The organism is Streptomyces sp. NPDC006140, assembly GCF_040628815.1.
In the GTDB taxonomy this organism is placed as follows: domain Bacteria; phylum Actinomycetota; class Actinomycetes; order Streptomycetales; family Streptomycetaceae; genus Streptomyces.
Genome location: NZ_JBEXTS010000026.1, coordinates 47,756 through 63,395, shown reverse-complemented (window position 1 = coordinate 63,395; position 15,640 = coordinate 47,756). Strand labels below are relative to the sequence as shown.

Sequence of the window (15,640 nt, the reverse complement as noted above, 5' to 3'; positions counted from 1 at the left end):
GCAGACCATGGACACCACCCCCGTCTTCTCGGTGGAGGGCCTGTGGAAGGTGTTCGGCCCCAAGGCCGACCGCGTCCCGGCCGACCCCGAACTCACCGCCCTCGACGCCGCCGAGCTGCGCGCCCGCACCGGCTGCACCGCAGCCGTCCGGGACGTCAGCTTCGACGTGCGCAAGGGCGAGGTCTTCGTCGTCATGGGCCTGTCCGGCTCCGGCAAGTCCACGCTCGTGCGCTGTCTGACCCGGCTGATCGAGCCGACCGCCGGCACCATCGCCATCGACGGCGAGGACGTCCGCGCCATGGACCGCTCCCGGCTGCGCGAACTGCGCCGCCACCGCGCCGCGATGGTCTTCCAGCACTTCGGCCTGCTGCCGCACCGCACGGTCCTCGACAACGTCGCCTACGGCCTGGAGATCCAGGGCATGGGCAAGGCCGAGCGGCGCGAACGGGCCGCCGAGGTCGTCGCCAAGGTCGGCCTTGAGGGCATGGAGCACCGCCGCCCCGGCCAGCTCTCCGGCGGCCAGCGCCAGCGCGTGGGCCTCGCCCGGGCCCTCGCCGTCGACCCCCAGGTCCTGCTGTTCGACGAGCCGTTCAGCGCGCTCGACCCGCTGATCCGGCGCGACATGCAGGAGGAGGTCGTCCGGCTGCACCGCGAGGAGGGCCGCACGATGGTCTTCATCACCCACGACCTCCAGGAGGCCCTCAGGCTGGGCGACCGCATCGCCCTGATGCGTGACGGCCGGGTCGTGCAGCTCGGCACGCCCGAGGAGATCGTCGGCTCGCCCGCCGACGACTACGTCCGCGAGTTCGTCCGGGACGTCCCGCGCGAGCAGGTCATGACGGTCCGCACGGCCATGCGCCGCCCCTCGGCGGAGCTGGACGGCAGCGGACCGGCGGTCCGGCCCGACGCCACGGTCTCCGAGGCCATCGAGGCCGTCGCCCGCGCCGGCGCCCCCGCCCGGGTCGTGGACAAGGGCCGGTGCGTGGGCATGGTCGACTCCGACACCCTCCTCGGCGTCGTCGCCGGCACGGAGCACCCCGCCCCGCCGGGGACGGAGCAGCCCAGGGAGGCGGTGTGATGGCGACCATCACGGCGAACCCGCCCCGCATCGGCCTGCCCGGACTGCTGAAGAACCGGGCCGTCCAGAAGCTTCTCCTGCTCGCCGTCGCGGCAGCGATCCTCGTCCCCCTGGCCAACGCCCGCTGGGCCAGCGGCACCTGGCCGAGCGCGCTGACCGTCGACTTCTCCGAGCCGCTCGCCAAGGCCAGCGACTGGATCATCGACAACCGCGACAGCCACCCGCTGTTCCTGTACTTCTTCGGCCACGTCAGCAACGTCGTCGTCATCGCCGTCCGGGCCGTCTACCTCACCCTCCTGGCCGTCGGCTGGGCCGGTGTCACCGCCCTGGGCGCCCTGGTCGCCTGGCGGGTGGCCGGAGTGAAGCTGGCGCTCGGCACGGCCGTCGCGTTCCTCGCCTGCGGCCTGCTCGGCATGTGGGTGCCGACCATGCAGACCCTCGCCCTGATGGTCGTCGCGGTCCTCGCGTCGGTCGTGGTGGGCGCCCTGCTCGGGCTCGCCGCCGGGCTGTCCGACCGCATGGACCGCGTTCTGCGACCGGTCCTGGACACCATGCAGGTGCTGCCCGCCTTCGCCTACCTGCTGCCGGTCGTCCTCGTCTTCGGCATCGGCGTCCCCGCGGCCGTCCTGGCCACCGTCATCTACGCCGCCCCGCCCATGGCACGCCTCACCGCGCTCGGCCTGCGCGGCGCCGACAAGGAAGTGCTGGAGGCCGTCGAATCGCTCGGCTCCACCGCACGCCAGCGGCTGCTGACCGCCCGCATCCCGCTGGCCCGCAAGGAACTCCTCCTCGGCGTCAACCAGACGATCATGATGGCGCTGTCCATGGCCGTCATCGCCGCCGTCATCGGCGCGGGCGGCCTCGGTGACCGCGTCTACCAGGCCCTGGCCTCGGTCGACGTCGGCGCCGCGCTCGCCGCCGGCATCCCGATCGTGCTGCTGGCCGTCGTCCTGGACCGCGTCACCGGCGCGGCGGGCGAGAAGCTCGGCGCCGCACCGGAGCCCCGCGGCCGGCTCGGCCGGCTGCTCGCCCTGGCCGGGGTCGTCGCCGTGGCGGTCGCCGGACGGCTCGCGGGCCGCCTCGACTGGCCCGACACCTGGGTCGTGGGCATCGCCGAGCCCGTCAACCGCGCCGTCGACTGGATGACCGCGCACCTGTACTCCGGCGTCCCCGTCATCGGCGGCACCGCCGACTGGGCGGGCCACTTCACCACCTGGGTCCTCGACCCGGTCCGCGACGGCCTGCAGGGGCTGCCCTGGTGGTCCCTGCTGCTCATCGTCGCCGCCCTGGCCTGGGTGATCGGCACCTGGCGCACCGCGCTCACCGCCGTCCTCGCCATGGCCGCGATCGGCGTCCTCGGCGTCTGGAAGCCGTCGCTGGACACCCTCTCCCAGGTCCTCGCGGCCGTCGCCGTCACCCTCGTCGTCGGCTTCGCCGTCGGTATCGCCGCGGCCCGCAGCGACCGCCTGGAACGGGCACTGCGCCCCGTCCTCGACGTCTTCCAGACGATGCCGCAGTTCGTGTACCTGATCCCGGTCGTCGCCCTGTTCGGCGTCGGCCGCGCCCCGGCCGTCGCGGCCGCGATCGTCTACGCGCTGCCGGCCGTCGTCCGCATCACCACCCAGGGCCTGCGCCAGGTCGACCCGGCCGCGCTGGAGGCGTCCGGCTCGCTCGGCGCGACCAGCTGGCAGCAACTGCGGCAGGTCCAGCTGCCACTGGCCCGCCCCGCCCTGCTGCTCGCCGTCAACCAGGGTCTCGTCCTGGTCCTCGCCGTCGTCGTCATCGGCGGCCTGGTCGGCGGTGGCGCGCTCGGCTACGACGTCGTCTTCGGCCTCGCCCAGGGCGACCTGGCGACCGGTCTGGTGGCCGGCGTGGCGATCGTCTGCCTCGGCCTGATGCTCGACCGGGTGACCCAGCCCACCGAACGCCGCGCGAAGAAGGGAGCGTGACATGCGAGTCCGTACGACCGCCGCGGTCGCCGCGGTGAGCTCCCTGGCGCTGCTCACCGGCTGCGGCGCCGCCGACATGACCAAGCAGGCCTCGCCCTTCGCGGGCGCCCAGGGCGCCAAGACCGTGACCCTGTCCGTGCAGTCCTGGGTGGGCGCCCAGGCCAACGTGGCCGTCGCCCAGTACCTGCTGGAGCACGAGCTGGGCTACCGCGTCGACACCGTCCAGGTCGACGAGGTGCCCGCCTGGGACGCCCTCAGCCAGGGCCGCGTCGACGCGATCCTGGAGGACTGGGGCCACCCCGAGCAGGAGAAGCGGTACGTCGACGACAAGAAGACGATCGCCCGGGGCGGCGGACTCGGCGTCACCGGCCACATCGGCTGGTTCGTGCCGACGTACCTCGCCAAGAAGTACCCCGACATCACGAATTGGAAGAACCTCAACAAGTACTCCCACCTGTTCCGCACCCCCGAGAGCGGCAGCAAGGGCCAGCTGATGGACGGTTCGCCGTCCTACGTCACCAACGACAAGGCGCTGGTGAAGAACCTGAAGCTGGACTACCAGGTGGTGTTCGCGGGCTCCGAGGCGGCGCAGATCACGCAGATCAAGCAGTTCGCCAAGGAGAAGAAGCCCTTCCTCACCTACTGGTACGCGCCGCAGTGGCTCTTCAAGAAGGTCCCGATGACCGAGGTGAAGCTGCCGCCGTACAAGGAGGGCTGCGACGCCGACCCGGAGAAGGTCGCCTGCGCCTATCCGCACACGCCGCTGCAGAAGTACCTGAACTCGGGCTTCGCGAAGAACGGCGGCAAGGCGGCGGCCTTCCTGAGGAAGTTCCAGTGGACGACCGAGGACCAGAACGAGGTCTCCCTGATGATCGCCGAGCAGAAGATGACGCCGGAGGACGCGGCGAAGAAGTGGGTGGACAGCCACAAGTCCACCTGGAAGAAGTGGCTGTCCTGACGTCCTTTAGGCCAGCCGGTCGGCGATCTCCCGCAGGGCCCGGGCGGCCCGCCGCTGGAGTCCCGGCCCGAAGGTGATCCGGGTGGCCCCTCGCGCGCCGAGTTCGGCGGGCGAGGGGCCCTCGTCGACCAGGGCCCCGACGTTGATCGGCCCCTGGATCCCGGCCCGCAGCAGCGGCAGCACGTCCGGCGGGGCGCCGATCGGGTAGACGCAGTCGGCCCCCGCGGCGACGTACAGCGCGGCCCGCTCGATGGCCCGCTCCGGGTCGACGACCCCGCGGGCGAAGGTGTCCACGCGCGCGTTGACGAAGAGCCGATCACCCGCCGCCTCCCGCACGTCGGCCAGCCATGCGGCGTGCGCGTGCGGGTCCTTGAGTACCCCGCCCGCCGAGTCCTCAAGGTTGCAGCCCACCGCCCCCGCCTCCAGCAGCCGCTCCACCAGCTCCTTCGGCGCGAGCCCGTATCCGCCCTCCACGTCCGCCGACACGGGCACGTCGACGGCCCCGGTGATCCGGGCGACCGCGGCGAACATCTCGTCGGCCGGGACCTGCCCGTCCTCGTACCCGAGACAGGCGGCGACGCCGGCGCTGGGCGTGGCGAGCGCCGGGAAGCCCGCCTCGGCGAACACCCGGGCACTGGCCGCGTCCCAGGGCCCGGGCAGGACGAGGGGATCCCCGGGCGCCCGGTGGTGGTGCAGGGCTCGGAACGTGTCGGCCTTGCTCATGGCGTGTGACCCCCCGGCGGAATACGGCGGGCGACCATCACCCGGTTCCAGTTGTTGATGGCGACGACCAGCCCGATCAGGTGCGCGAGCCGGACCTCGTCGAAGTGCTTCGCGGCCCGCTCGTACACCTCGTCCGGCACAAAGCCCTCGGTCAGCACGGTCACCGCCTCCGTCAGCGCGAGCGCCGCCCGCTCCCGCTCGTCGAAGACGTCCCCGGCCTCCTCCCAGGCCGCCAGCAGATCGAGCCGCTTCTCGCTCACGCCGTGCTCGCGGGCGATCGCGAGATGCATGTCGAGGCAGAACGCGCAGTGGTTGAGCTGCGAGGCGCGGATCACCACGAGTTCGGCCAGGGCCGGGTCGCCGAGGCCCTGCTTGGCGGTGGCGCTCAGGGCGGACATGGCCCGGGCGACCCCGGGGTCCAGCAGCCGGGTCCGGGCCGTCACTTGTACTGGCCCGGCTGGTAGTGCCCCGGCGTCATCCGGCAGGTCACGCCGAACCGGTTCCAGGCGTTGATCGTCGCGATCGCGGCGATGAGCTGCGCCAGCTCGGCCTCCTCGAAGTGCTTCGCGGCCTTCTCGTACACCTCGTCCGGCACGAAACCGTCCGTCAGGACCGTCACGGCCTCCGTCAGCTCCAGGGCCGCCAGCTCCTTCGCGGTGTAGAAGTGCCGCGACTCCTCCCAGGCGCTGAGCTGCACGATCCGCTCGACGCTCTCGCCCGCCGCGAGGGTGTCCTTGGTGTGCATGTCGATGCAGAAGGCGCAGTGGTTGAGCTGCGAGGCGCGGATCTTCACCAGCTCGTACAGCTTGTGGTCGAGGCCCTGCCGGGCGGCGATCTCCAGTCGGACCATCGCCTTGTAGACCTCGGGCGCGTGCTTGGCCCAGTCCAGGCGGGCGGGCTCCTCGGGGGCGTACTCCACGGTCTTCTCTTCGCTGATCGTCATGGACTCGACCCTAGGAAGAAAGCAGCCCAGGGGTATGGTCCATTTCCATGGCGAAACCCTGGGCCACTTTCGGTGTCGACCTGCATCTGGAACCGGCCGGCCCCGGACTGCGCCGGGGCCTGACCGACGCCCTGCGCGAAGCGGTCCGCTCCGGCCGGCTCGCCCCCGGCACCCGGCTGCCCTCCTCCCGCGCGCTCGCCGCCGACCTGGGCATCGCCCGCAACACGGTCGCCGACGCCTACGCCGACCTGGCCGCCGAGGGCTGGCTCACGGCCCGGCAGGGCTCGGGGACCCGGGTCGCCGAGCGCGAGGTCGTCCCGCCCAGCGGCACGGCACCCCACCCCCGGGCCCGCACCCGCCCCGCTTACGACCTGCGCCCCGGCAGCCCCGACCTCGCGTCCTTCCCGCGCGCCGAGTGGCTCAAGGCGGCCCGCCGCGCCCTCCACACCGCCCCCCACCACGCGCTGGACTACGGCGACGACCCCCGCGGCCGCCCCGAGCTGCGGACCGCGCTCGCCGGTTACCTCTCCCGGGCCCGGGGCGTCCGCGCCGACCCCGAACGGATCGTGGTGTGCTCCGGGTTCGCCCACGGCCTGAAGCTGCTCGGCACGGTCCTGCGGGAACGCGGGGCACGGACGGTCGCGGTCGAGTCGTACGGCCTCGGCACGCACGGCAGGCTCCTGACCGCGTCCGGCCTGGACCTCGCCCCGCTGCCCTTCGACGGGCTGGGCACGGACCCGGGCGGTCTGTCCGCCGCCGACGCGGTCCTGCTCACCCCCGCCCACCAGTTCCCCATGGGCGTGCCCCTGCACCGCGACCGCCGCGCGGCCGTCGTGGACTGGGCGCGGCGCACCGGCGGGCTGGTGCTGGAGGACGACTACGACGGCGAGTTCCGCTACGACCGGCAGCCCGTCGGCGCGCTCCAGGGCCTGGACCCCGACCGGGTGGTCTACCTGGGCACCGCGAGCAAATCCCTCGCGCCCGGGCTGCGGCTGGGCTGGATGGTGCTGCCGCCGGACCTGACCCAGCAGGTCGCCGAGGCCAAGGGCGGTGTCGACACCTGCGGGGTGCTGGACCAGCTGACCCTGGCCGAGTTCCTCACGTCCGGCGCCTACGACCGGCACGTCCGCGCGGCCCGCCTGCGCTACCGGCGCCGCCGGGACGCCCTGGTCGCCGCCGTCGCGGCCCGGGCCCCTGAGGCCCGCGTCACCGGCATCGCGGCCGGCCTGCACGTCCTGCTGCGGCTGCCGCCCGGCACCGAGGAGTCGGTGGTCCAGGCCGCCCGCTGGCAGGGCCTCGCGGTCCACGGACTCACCCGCTACCGGCGCCCGGGCGCGCTCGCCGAACCGGTCGACGCCCTGGTCGTCGGCTACGGCACACCACCGGACCACGCCTGGTCGGGGGCGCTGGACGCGCTGTGCGCGGTACTGCCCGGATAATCGCGGGACTTCGCCGCCGGAATACCGCGGCATGCCACTCCGCCCCTTGCGATGACAAGCCGGGACGGACGTCCGGTCACTTCCGCGCGACCACGCCGTCCGCCGCCTCGACCGGCGCCTCCCCGAACCGCGACAGCGCCAGCGCCCCGGCCACCGCCACCGCGAAACCGAGCAGCGCCAGCCATCCCAGCCCCGGCCGCGTCCGGTCCCCGAGCCACACCACGCCGATCAGCGCGGGCGCGACCGTCTCCCCGAGCACCAGCCCGGCGGTCGCCGTGGTGACCGCCCCGCGCTGGAGGGCGGAGGTCAGCAGCAGGAACGCGGCCCCGCCGCCGAGCAGCAGCGCGAACGCCGCCGGGTTCGTGAAGAGCACGGTCGGCGTGAGCCCGTCGATGAGCCGCACCCCCACCTCCACCACCCCGAACCCCAGCCCCGCAGCCAACCCCAGCGCGAGCGCCCGCCCCCGCTCCGGCAGCCGCCCGCCCGCGACCCCGAGCAGCAGCACCCCGGCCACCGCGCCGACCAGCGCCCACCTCAGCCAGACCGGCCCGGCCCCGTCGCCCTCCGCCCCGGACGCCGGCCCCAGCAGCGCGAGCCCGGCGCACACCACCCCCACCGCCGCCCACTCGACCCGGCTCAGCCGCACCCCCAGCAGCCGCGCCGCGACCACGGCCGTCACCGCGAGACTCGCCGCCAGCGCCGCTCCGACGGCGTAGATCGGCACGGACCGCAGCGCGAGGATCTGCCACCCGAAACCGAGCCCGTCCAGCGCGAGCCCGGCCAGATACCGCCACTGCCGCAGCGCCCGCCACAACAGCGCCACGTCCCCGACCGGCCCGGTCGCGGCCGCCACCCGCGCGGCGATCGCCTGAAGCACCGTCGCCGTACCGAAGCAGACGGCGGCACCAAGGGCGCACAGCATCCCAAAGATCATAAATCGACAGTACGGTGAGGCCGGCAGACGGGGGGTTCGTGCGCCTCCGTTCTCACCGATCTCTAGGCTCATCCGTTTCCTCAGGCCCGTGGTGATGTGTTGCCCATGGGGGTGAGCCGGAAGCTGCCGCTCGGCGAAGGCGAGACGGCCCGCACTGCTTGTGCCCCTGGCCTGCTGCGTGCCGGGGCGGAGGAGAAGACAGGGGAGGTCCTCACCGCGGGGGTGCTGGCGCAGAGGGTGGGCTGGGCCGCTGATCTGGTGTGCGGCATTGCTGACGAGTTGCTGGCCGCGCACTGGAATGCCGCCGATGTGGACCTGCTGGCCTCGGGTGCGGACGCCGGGGGCCGGGCGCGTTCTGCGGTCGGCGAAGTGGCTGGCCGACCTGACCGCTGGGGTTCTCAGGACGTGGCCTGCCGATCCTGCGGAGCGCACTCCGGTTGAGTGGCAGGCCGTGCGCGAAGCCGTGGCCGGCGGCCGGGATCTGCCCTCCGCCCTGATCACGTCCCGCTCCCGTCAGGTGACCGCCTTCGTGCGCGTGCAGGGGCGGTTGCCTGCTGGTCTGTTCGATCTGGAGGCCGTGCCCCGCGCAGCGCGGATGCTGCTGCTGTCCGCCTGTGACGGGCAGCAGGCCACGATCGTGCGCGGGGATGATCCGCGCCGGGCGCTGCTGCGGCTGCAGCTGCCCTGCCGTCAAGCCCGGCGCAGCGGGCACACGACCGCGCTCGGGGTGGACTGGGGCCTGAACACCCTCCTCAGCGCAGGCGCGGCCCGCCTGCACGGCGACGGGCGCATCACGGCTCTCGGTGCCGGGGGCATGTTCCGGACGGCCGGTGGGCTGGCCAGAGTGCACCGGCTGCGCCGCAACGGTGAGCACCTGCACGCCGAGAACGGCCACTGCCGGCAACTCATCGGCTAGCGTGATCCACGTCGAGGACCTCCGCTCGATGGAAGCCCGCGGCATGGGACGCACCCTGAACACCCGCCTCTCCCGAGCCGTGCGCGGGCAGATCGTGGACCGGATGCCGTCCCGGCCCGGGACACCTCCCGCCACTGCCCCCGCTGCCTGGTCCCGCTGCGCCACCGCAAGGCCCCTGACCGGCCCACCAGCTGGAAATGGGCCGTTTGCCCCAACCCGGAGTGCGGCTGGCAGGGCGACCGCGACACCGGGGCGTGGCTGGGGGTGCCCCTCTGGAGGAGCATCGCCGCCCGCGGCCCGGCCCACCAGGCCAGACCGCCACCGACCGCGCCACGGGCACCATGGCCATCCGCTCGGTGGCGGACAAACTCGAAGCCACAGCCCTGGTCACTCCGGCCACGAAGACCAGCCGGGCCGACCGGTCCGAGACCGCCCCCACCCGGCGCCGCACCACACGCCCCGCGCCCAGGCGACGCAGGGCACTCCCCCGCTCGAGCGGGGGGACCCCCATCACGGGCCCAGGACGGCTGCCCCGCGCAGCCCACCGGCACCAGGGCGTGCCGACGACCAGCACACCCACCCGCCGACACCAGCCGCGCGGAGCAGCACTGGGCGCAGGATTCCACCTCCACGCCCATGCCTCCCCACACGGAAAACGATCCCGGAAACTCAAGCCCACTCAGGATCACTAAGCTGATCAGAGACGCTGTCCGCTCGGCAGTGCACACGGGGACACCCAGGGGGAGACACGGACATGGCGGAAACACGGCGACGACTGCGTTCGAGCACGGTGGTGCTGGGCGGCATGGGCGTCCTCGCGGCGGCCCTGTCCGCGTGCGGCTCCGACCCGGACCGCCGCTGTGTGGACCGGGACAGCTACGACTACATCAACGGCTACAAGATCGTCGCCGACCAGAACTGCACGTCGTCCTCCGGCTCCTCCACCGGCAAGTCCCGCAAGAAGACCGGCAAGACCAGGGCCATGGACGCCGACTGGTACTACGACGCCGACGTCAGCGGCGGCTACGCCGACCACGGCACCTTCAGCCGCAGCGAGGCCGTCGACCGGGGCGGCTTCGGCTGCTCCGGCTCCGGCAGCGGCGGCGGCTGACCGGGCCGTACGCAGATGGAACGCCGCACCGCGGAACCCCGCCCCGGCTGGCAGCAGACCGTCGAGGAACAGGGCCTGATCTACCCGCTCACCCGCTACCCCGACGACTCCCTGCGCCCCTACTGGGACGAGAGCGCGTACTACGTCTTCACCCTCCCGGAGATCGAGGCCCTGGAGGAGGTGGTCGAGGAACTCCACCGCATGTGCCTGGCGGCGGCCGAGCACATCGTCACCGAGGGCCGCTTCGCCGACCTCGGCATCACCGACCCCCGGGTGGCCCGGGCGGTCGCCGAGGCCTGGCACCGCCGCGCCGAACTCCCCTCCGTCTACGGCCGCTTCGACCTCCGCTACGACGGCACCGGCCCGGCCAAGCTCCTGGAGTACAACGCCGACACCCCCACCTCACTGGTCGAGGCCGCGTCCCCCCAGTGGTTCTGGATGGAGGAGCGCTTCCCCGGCGCCGACCAGTGGAACTCCCTCCACGAACGCCTCATCGACGCCTGGAAGAAGCAGTCCGCGCTCCTCCCGCCGGGCAGCCCCCTGTACTTCGCGTACTCCTCCGCCGACGAACTCGGCGAGGACATGATGACGGTCGCCTACCTCAAGGAGACCGCCGAACAGGCGGGCCTGGCCACCGACTGGATCGCCATGGAGGAGATCGGCTGGGACCGCCTCTCCGGCCGCTTCGTCGACAACCGCCTCCGCTTCATCCGCAGCATCTTCAAGCTCTACCCCTGGGAGTGGCTCACCACCGACCGCTTCGCCGACCACGTCCTGGACACCCTCGACAACGGCGGCGGCACGGGCTCCACCCTGTGGATAGAACCGGCCTGGAAGATGCTCCTCAGCAACAAGGCCCTCCTGGCGATCCTCTGGGAGCTCTACCCCGACCACCCGAACCTCCTCCCGGCCTACCTGGACGGCCCCCGGGACCTGCCCGCGAAGGGCTGGGTGGCGAAGCCCCTGCTGGGCCGAGAGGGTGCCGGCGTGACGATCCACGAGCCCGGCACGGAACCCGTCACCCGCGACGAACCCTGCTGCTACCAGCAACTCGCCCCCCTGCCCGACTTCGACGGCAACCGCGTGGTCCTGGGCGCGTGGGTGGTGGAGAACGAGTCGGCGGGCCTGGGCATCCGGGAATCGTCGGGCCTGATCACGGACGAGTACGCACGCTTCCTGCCCCACGTGATCCTTTAGAGGGGCTTGAGGGGAGTCGCCCACAAGGGGCGCGGGGAACTGCGCGACAAGCCACCTACCACCCGCACCCGGCAACGAACGGCACCCGGTAGGCTGACCGAGGGCCGTGACTGGCGCGCTGGGATGGACGAACCATCGGGGAGCGGCCCGGGAGACGAGAGCCGTGCGCCTGGGCCGTACCGTGAACGCTGAACGCAACGTCCGGAGGTCCCACATGCCAGCCGAGCCCCTCTCCACCGCTTCCACCGCCTACCGCGCCGCCCTCGACGTGATCCGCGCCGTCGAACCCCGCGTGGCGGACGCCATCGGCCAGGAGGTCGCCGACCAGCGCGAGATGCTCAAGCTGATCGCCTCCGAGAACTACGCCTCCCCGGCCACGCTGCTGGCGATGGGAAACTGGTTCAGCGACAAGTACGCCGAGGGCACCATCGGCCGCCGCTTCTACGCCGGCTGCCGCAACGTCGACACCGTCGAGTCCCTCGCCGCCGAGCACGCCAAGGAGCTCTTCGGCGCCCGCCACGCCTACGTCCAGCCGCACTCCGGCATCGACGCCAACCTCGTCGCCTTCTGGTCGGTCCTCGCCCAGCGCGTCGAGCTGCCCGCCCTGGAGAAGGCCGGCGTTCGCCAGGTCAACGACCTCTCCGAGGCCGACTGGGCGGAGCTGCGCCGCGCCTTCGGCAACCAGCGCATGCTCGGCATGTCCTTGGACGCCGGCGGCCACCTCACCCACGGCTTCCGCCCGAACATCTCCGGCAAGATGTTCGACCAGCGCTCCTACGGCACCGACCCGGCCACGGGCCTGATCGACTACGAGGCCCTGCGCACCTCCGCCCGTGGGTTCAAGCCGCTGATCATCGTCGCCGGCTACTCCGCGTACCCCCGTCTGGTGAACTTCCGGATCATGCGCGAGATCGCCGACGAGGTCGGCGCCACGCTCATGGTCGACATGGCGCACTTCGCGGGCCTGGTCGCGGGCAAGGTCCTCACCGGCGACTTCGACCCGGTCCCGCACGCCCAGATCGTGACGACCACCACCCACAAGTCCCTGCGCGGCCCGCGCGGCGGCATGGTCCTGTGCGACGACTCCCTGAAGGACCAGGTCGACCGCGGCTGCCCGATGGTCCTCGGCGGCCCGCTCCCGCACGTCATGGCCGCCAAGGCCGTCGCCCTCGCGGAGGCCCGCCAGGAGTCCTTCCGCGACTACGCCCAGCGCATCGTCGACAACTCCCGGGCGCTGGCCGAGGGCCTGATGCGCCGCGGCGCCACGCTGGTCACGGGCGGCACGGACAACCACCTGAACCTGATCGACGTCGCCTCCTCCTACGGCCTCACCGGCCGCCAGGCCGAGGCCGCCCTGCTCGAGTCGGGCATCGTCACCAACCGCAACGCCATCCCCGCCGACCCGAACGGCGCCTGGTACACCTCGGGCATCCGCATCGGCACGCCCGCGCTCACCACCCGCGGCCTGGGCACGGCGGAGATGGACGAGGTCGCGGGCCTGATCGACCGGGTCCTCACCACCACGGAACCGGGCACGACCAAGTCGGGCGCCCCCTCCAAGGCGGCCCACGTCCTCGACGGCAAGATCGCCGACGAGATCTCCCGCCGCGCCACCGACCTCGTGGCCGGTTTCCCGCTGTACCCGGAGATCGACCTGGGCTGACGCCCCGGGCTCGTCATTCGTCCAGGTCGATCAGCACCTGACGCGGCTCCTCCCGCGGCGGTCCGGCTTCCCGCCGGGCCGCCGCGCGGTGCATCAGCAGCGTGCCGCCCGCACCGGCCGCGAGCCCCAGCGCCCCCGCCGTCACCGCCCACCGGACGTCACCCCGTACGTCACCCCGCCCCGGACCGTCCAGGTCCGCGGCGGCGGCCGTGCTCCCGGCGGGCCCGCCGTCCCCGTCACCGAGCAGCCGCGCCCTGTCCAGCCGCTCGAAGACGGACCGGGGCGCCCGGTGCCAGCGGATGTCGTCGTCCTCCACGGCGGGCGTCGGATCCGACCGCACCCACGGGGTGCCGTCCTCGGCCACCACCAGCTGGTCCTGCCGCTCGACGGCCACGTCCCCGCCCGGCGGCCGGTTCGTGCTCGGCCACCCGCCGACCCCGGACAGCCCCCACACCACCGTGAGCCGCACCCGCGGGAAGTTCCCCTCCGCCCACTCCTCCGGAACCCGCTCCGTCCCGGTGTGCGTGGGCTCCAGCAGCTGCCACAGCCGGGCGAAGGCCGGCTCGCCGGAGCGCACCGCCGTCGTCCGCCCCGTACCACCCGCGATGACCATCGCCACGTCGGGCACGTCCCGCTCCCGCGCCGGGAGAGCCACGACGGCCGGCACGGCCGCGCACCCGGCCACCGCGCCCGCCACCGCCACCACCAGCGCGCCCCGCACCACCCAGCCTCGTGCCCGCAAGGGATCCCCCTCCCCGTCCGCAGTGCCCGAGCGCGGCCAGGGGCAGCCCCCCCCCTCCCGCGCCTCACCCCTTGTTACACCGCCGGAGCCGAACGGGATCCCGTCTGTTTCCAGCCCGTTCCGGATCGCCCCCCGGGACCTGAGAGAATGGTGAGCATGGCCTCTGACCGACCCCGCGTGCTCTCCGGCATCCAGCCCACCGCCGGTTCGTTCCACCTCGGCAACTACCTCGGCGCCGTCCGCCAGTGGGTGGCCCTGCAGGAGACCCACGACGCCTTCTACATGGTCGTCGACCTGCACGCGATCACCATCCCGCAGGACCCGAAGGACCTGCGCGCGAACACGCGCCTGGCCGCCGCCCAGCTCCTCGCCGCGGGTCTCGACCCGGACCGCTGCACGCTCTTCGTCCAGAGCCACGTCCCCGAGCACGCGCAGCTCGCCTGGATCATGAACTGCCTCACCGGCTTCGGCGAGGCCGGCCGGATGACCCAGTTCAAGGACAAGTCCGCCAAGCAGGGCGCCGAGCGCGCCTCGGTCGGCCTGTTCACGTACCCGATCCTCCAGGTCGCGGACATCCTGCTCTACCAGGCCCACGAGGTCCCGGTCGGCGAGGACCAGCGCCAGCACATCGAGCTCACCCGCGACCTCGCCACGCGCTTCAACGGCCGCTTCGGCGAGACCTTCACCCTCCCGAAGCCGTACATCCTCAAGGAAACGGCGAAGATCTACGACCTCCAGGACCCGTCGATCAAGATGAGCAAGTCGGCGTCCACGCCGAAGGGCCTCATCAACCTCCTCGACGAGCCGAAGGCCACCGCGAAGAAGGTCAAGAGCGCGGTCACCGACACGGACACGGTGATCCGCTACGACGCGGAGAACAAGCCCGGCGTGTCCAACCTCCTCACCATCCACTCCACGCTCACCGGCAAGCCGATCGCCGAGCTGGAGCGGGAGTACGAGGGCAAGATGTACGGCGCGCTCAAGACGGACCTCGCCGAGATCATGGTCGAGTTCGTGACGCCGTTCCGGGAGCGCACGCAGCAGTACCTGGACGACCCCGAGACGCTCGACTCGATCCTCGCCAAGGGCGCGGAGAAGGCCCGCGCGGTCGCCGCGGAGACCCTCGCCCAGGCGTACGACAGGGTCGGTTTCCTGCCCGCCAAGCACTGAACCCGCTCCCGCGCGCAGCCGTACCACCGCACAGCGCTGTACATCACTCCGGTTGCGCCTGCCTGTAACCGGGTCGTGGCCGTACAGTCGATAACCGGGTGGTCGTATCAGCGGCCCGCTAACTGAACGACAGGAGACGATGTGGGGACCGTAACGATCGGTGTCTCGATCGCGGTCCCGGAGCCTCACGGCAGCGAGCTCCAGCAGCTGCGCGCGGGCTTCGGCGACGCCGCGGCTCACGGCATCCCCACGCACGTCACCCTGTTGCCGCCGACGGAGATCGACGACACCGCCCTGCCGGCCGTCGAGGCCCATCTGACCGAGGTCGCCGCGGCCGGCCGGCCGTTCCCCATGCGGCTGTCCGGCACCGGCACGTTCCGGCCCCTGTCGCCGGTGGTGTTCGTCCGGGTCGTCGCGGGCGCGGAGGCCTGCACCGAGCTGCAGCAGCAGGTCCGCGACCCCGCCGGTCCGGTCCCGCGCGAACTGCAGTTCCCCTACCACCCGCACGTCACCGTCGCGCACGGCATCGACGAGGCGGCGATGGACCGCGCCTTCGAGGAACTCGCCGGCTACGAGGCCGAGTGGCCCTGCACCGGCTTCGCCCTCTACGAACAGGGCGCCGACGGCGTCTGGCGCAAGCTGCGCGAGTTCACCTTCGGCGGCGGCTCGGTGGTCCCGCCCCAGGCCGGCCGCGTGGAACGAGGCTCGGTCCCCACCCGCTGACCGCGGACCAGCGCCGGCCCCCGGAACACTCCGGCGGGCCCGGACGACAGCCGCCGGGTACTCTGCCGGGCCCTGCCGCGGTCGCCGGGGGCCC

Annotated in this window: 15 protein-coding genes and 1 riboswitch; of the genes, 10 read left to right on the top strand and 5 right to left on the bottom strand. The window is 72.9% G+C overall.

What is annotated here, in order from left to right:
• The first annotated feature begins 7 nt into the window (after positions 1-7).
• The 3 genes from ABZ386_RS39995 to ABZ386_RS39985 are packed head-to-tail and all read left to right on the top strand — an operon-like array spanning position 8 to position 3,985.
• The gene (locus ABZ386_RS39995) at positions 8-1,078 is read left to right on the top strand and encodes a glycine betaine/L-proline ABC transporter ATP-binding protein (protein WP_358968404.1); all 1,071 of its coding nucleotides are present in this window, start codon (positions 8-10) and stop codon (positions 1,076-1,078) included.
• Positions 1,078-3,027, top strand: coding sequence for an ABC transporter permease subunit (locus ABZ386_RS39990; RefSeq protein ID WP_351337318.1), 1,950 nt, complete (start codon positions 1,078-1,080; stop codon positions 3,025-3,027). Before ABZ386_RS39995 ends, ABZ386_RS39990 begins: the two co-directional genes overlap by 1 nt.
• 1 nt (position 3,028) lies before the next feature.
• Positions 3,029-3,985, top strand: coding sequence for an ABC transporter substrate-binding protein (locus ABZ386_RS39985; protein WP_358968388.1), 957 nt, complete (start codon positions 3,029-3,031; stop codon positions 3,983-3,985).
• A gap of 6 nt (positions 3,986-3,991) precedes the next feature.
• On the opposite strand, the gene ABZ386_RS39980 is transcribed toward ABZ386_RS39985, so the two are convergent.
• From ABZ386_RS39980 to ABZ386_RS39970, 3 genes are read right to left on the bottom strand one after another with little or no spacing between them, the layout of a single operon-like run.
• Positions 3,992-4,708, bottom strand: a complete 717-nt coding sequence (locus ABZ386_RS39980) for an isocitrate lyase/phosphoenolpyruvate mutase family protein (RefSeq protein ID WP_355720954.1) — start codon at positions 4,706-4,708, stop codon at positions 3,992-3,994.
• Positions 4,705-5,151 carry a carboxymuconolactone decarboxylase family protein gene (locus ABZ386_RS39975; protein ID WP_351337309.1) on the bottom strand — a complete coding sequence of 149 codons (447 nt, stop codon included), beginning with the start codon at positions 5,149-5,151 and terminating at the stop codon, positions 4,705-4,707. The genes ABZ386_RS39980 and ABZ386_RS39975 overlap by 4 nt, the downstream gene beginning before the upstream one ends.
• Positions 5,148-5,651 carry a carboxymuconolactone decarboxylase family protein gene (locus ABZ386_RS39970; protein WP_351337306.1) on the bottom strand — a complete coding sequence of 168 codons (504 nt, stop codon included), beginning with the start codon at positions 5,649-5,651 and terminating at the stop codon, positions 5,148-5,150. The genes ABZ386_RS39975 and ABZ386_RS39970 overlap by 4 nt, the downstream gene beginning before the upstream one ends.
• Positions 5,652-5,698: 47 nt before the next feature.
• On the opposite strand from ABZ386_RS39970, the gene ABZ386_RS39965 reads away from it, so the two are divergent.
• The gene (locus ABZ386_RS39965; protein WP_351337303.1) at positions 5,699-7,090 is read left to right on the top strand and encodes a PLP-dependent aminotransferase family protein; all 1,392 of its coding nucleotides are present in this window, start codon (positions 5,699-5,701) and stop codon (positions 7,088-7,090) included.
• Positions 7,091-7,166: 76 nt separating this feature from the next.
• Here the strand turns inward: ABZ386_RS39965 and ABZ386_RS39960 are convergent, their stop codons facing one another.
• Positions 7,167-8,012 carry a hypothetical protein gene (locus ABZ386_RS39960; protein WP_351338046.1) on the bottom strand — a complete coding sequence of 282 codons (846 nt, stop codon included), beginning with the start codon at positions 8,010-8,012 and terminating at the stop codon, positions 7,167-7,169.
• Positions 8,013-8,475: 463 nt separating this feature from the next.
• Here ABZ386_RS39960 and ABZ386_RS39955 point away from each other — a divergent pair, with 463 nt between their 5' ends.
• The 4 genes from ABZ386_RS39955 to ABZ386_RS39940 all read left to right on the top strand — a co-directional run bounded on the left by ABZ386_RS39955 (position 8,476) and on the right by ABZ386_RS39940 (position 12,911).
• A complete protein-coding gene (locus tag ABZ386_RS39955; protein ID WP_358968385.1) occupies positions 8,476-8,940 on the top strand; it encodes a hypothetical protein in 465 nt (154 codons plus the stop codon).
• Between the two features lie 754 nt (positions 8,941-9,694).
• Entirely contained in the window at positions 9,695-10,051 is a 357-nt protein-coding gene (locus tag ABZ386_RS39950; RefSeq protein ID WP_351337295.1) for a hypothetical protein, read from the top strand.
• 15 nt (positions 10,052-10,066) lie between these two features.
• On the top strand, positions 10,067-11,248 hold the full coding sequence (locus tag ABZ386_RS39945) for a glutathionylspermidine synthase family protein (protein WP_358968383.1): 1,182 nt from the start codon (positions 10,067-10,069) through the stop codon (positions 11,246-11,248).
• 96 nt (positions 11,249-11,344) lie between these two features.
• Positions 11,345-11,430: riboswitch (ZMP/ZTP riboswitch) on the top strand.
• Positions 11,430-12,911, top strand: a complete 1,482-nt coding sequence (locus ABZ386_RS39940) for a glycine hydroxymethyltransferase (protein WP_358968380.1) — start codon at positions 11,430-11,432, stop codon at positions 12,909-12,911. It overlaps the preceding riboswitch by 1 nt.
• A gap of 13 nt (positions 12,912-12,924) precedes the next feature.
• Here ABZ386_RS39940 and ABZ386_RS39935 read toward each other — a convergent pair whose 3' ends face one another.
• A complete protein-coding gene (locus ABZ386_RS39935; RefSeq protein ID WP_351338044.1) occupies positions 12,925-13,524 on the bottom strand; it encodes a hypothetical protein in 600 nt (199 codons plus the stop codon).
• A 285-nt stretch (positions 13,525-13,809) separates the two neighbouring features.
• Here ABZ386_RS39935 and trpS point away from each other — a divergent pair, with 285 nt between their 5' ends.
• Positions 13,810-14,823 carry a tryptophan--tRNA ligase gene (trpS, locus tag ABZ386_RS39930; RefSeq protein WP_351337287.1) on the top strand — a complete coding sequence of 338 codons (1,014 nt, stop codon included), beginning with the start codon at positions 13,810-13,812 and terminating at the stop codon, positions 14,821-14,823.
• A gap of 141 nt (positions 14,824-14,964) precedes the next feature.
• Positions 14,965-15,546, top strand: coding sequence for a 2'-5' RNA ligase family protein (locus ABZ386_RS39925; RefSeq protein WP_114254885.1), 582 nt, complete (start codon positions 14,965-14,967; stop codon positions 15,544-15,546).
• Positions 15,547-15,640: the final 94 nt, after the last annotated feature.

Excerpts from the sequence above, each read along its gene's own strand:
- ABZ386_RS39995 (WP_358968404.1), top strand. The coding sequence starts at position 8 with ATGGACACCACCCCCGTCTTCTCGGTGGAGGGCCTGTGGAAGGTGTTC.
- ABZ386_RS39990 (WP_351337318.1), top strand. The coding sequence starts at position 1,078 with ATGGCGACCATCACGGCGAACCCGCCCCGCATCGGCCTGCCCGGACTG.
- ABZ386_RS39985 (WP_358968388.1), top strand. The coding sequence starts at position 3,029 with ATGCGAGTCCGTACGACCGCCGCGGTCGCCGCGGTGAGCTCCCTGGCG.
- ABZ386_RS39980 (WP_355720954.1), bottom strand. The coding sequence starts at position 4,708 with ATGAGCAAGGCCGACACGTTCCGAGCCCTGCACCACCACCGGGCGCCC.
- ABZ386_RS39970 (WP_351337306.1), bottom strand. The coding sequence starts at position 5,651 with ATGACGATCAGCGAAGAGAAGACCGTGGAGTACGCCCCCGAGGAGCCC.
- ABZ386_RS39965 (WP_351337303.1), top strand. The coding sequence starts at position 5,699 with ATGGCGAAACCCTGGGCCACTTTCGGTGTCGACCTGCATCTGGAACCG.
- ABZ386_RS39960 (WP_351338046.1), bottom strand. The coding sequence starts at position 8,012 with ATGCTGTGCGCCCTTGGTGCCGCCGTCTGCTTCGGTACGGCGACGGTG.
- ABZ386_RS39950 (WP_351337295.1), top strand. The coding sequence starts at position 9,695 with ATGGCGGAAACACGGCGACGACTGCGTTCGAGCACGGTGGTGCTGGGC.
- ABZ386_RS39945 (WP_358968383.1), top strand. The coding sequence starts at position 10,067 with ATGGAACGCCGCACCGCGGAACCCCGCCCCGGCTGGCAGCAGACCGTC.
- ABZ386_RS39935 (WP_351338044.1), bottom strand. The coding sequence starts at position 13,524 with ATGGTCATCGCGGGTGGTACGGGGCGGACGACGGCGGTGCGCTCCGGC.
- trpS (WP_351337287.1), top strand. The coding sequence starts at position 13,810 with ATGGCCTCTGACCGACCCCGCGTGCTCTCCGGCATCCAGCCCACCGCC.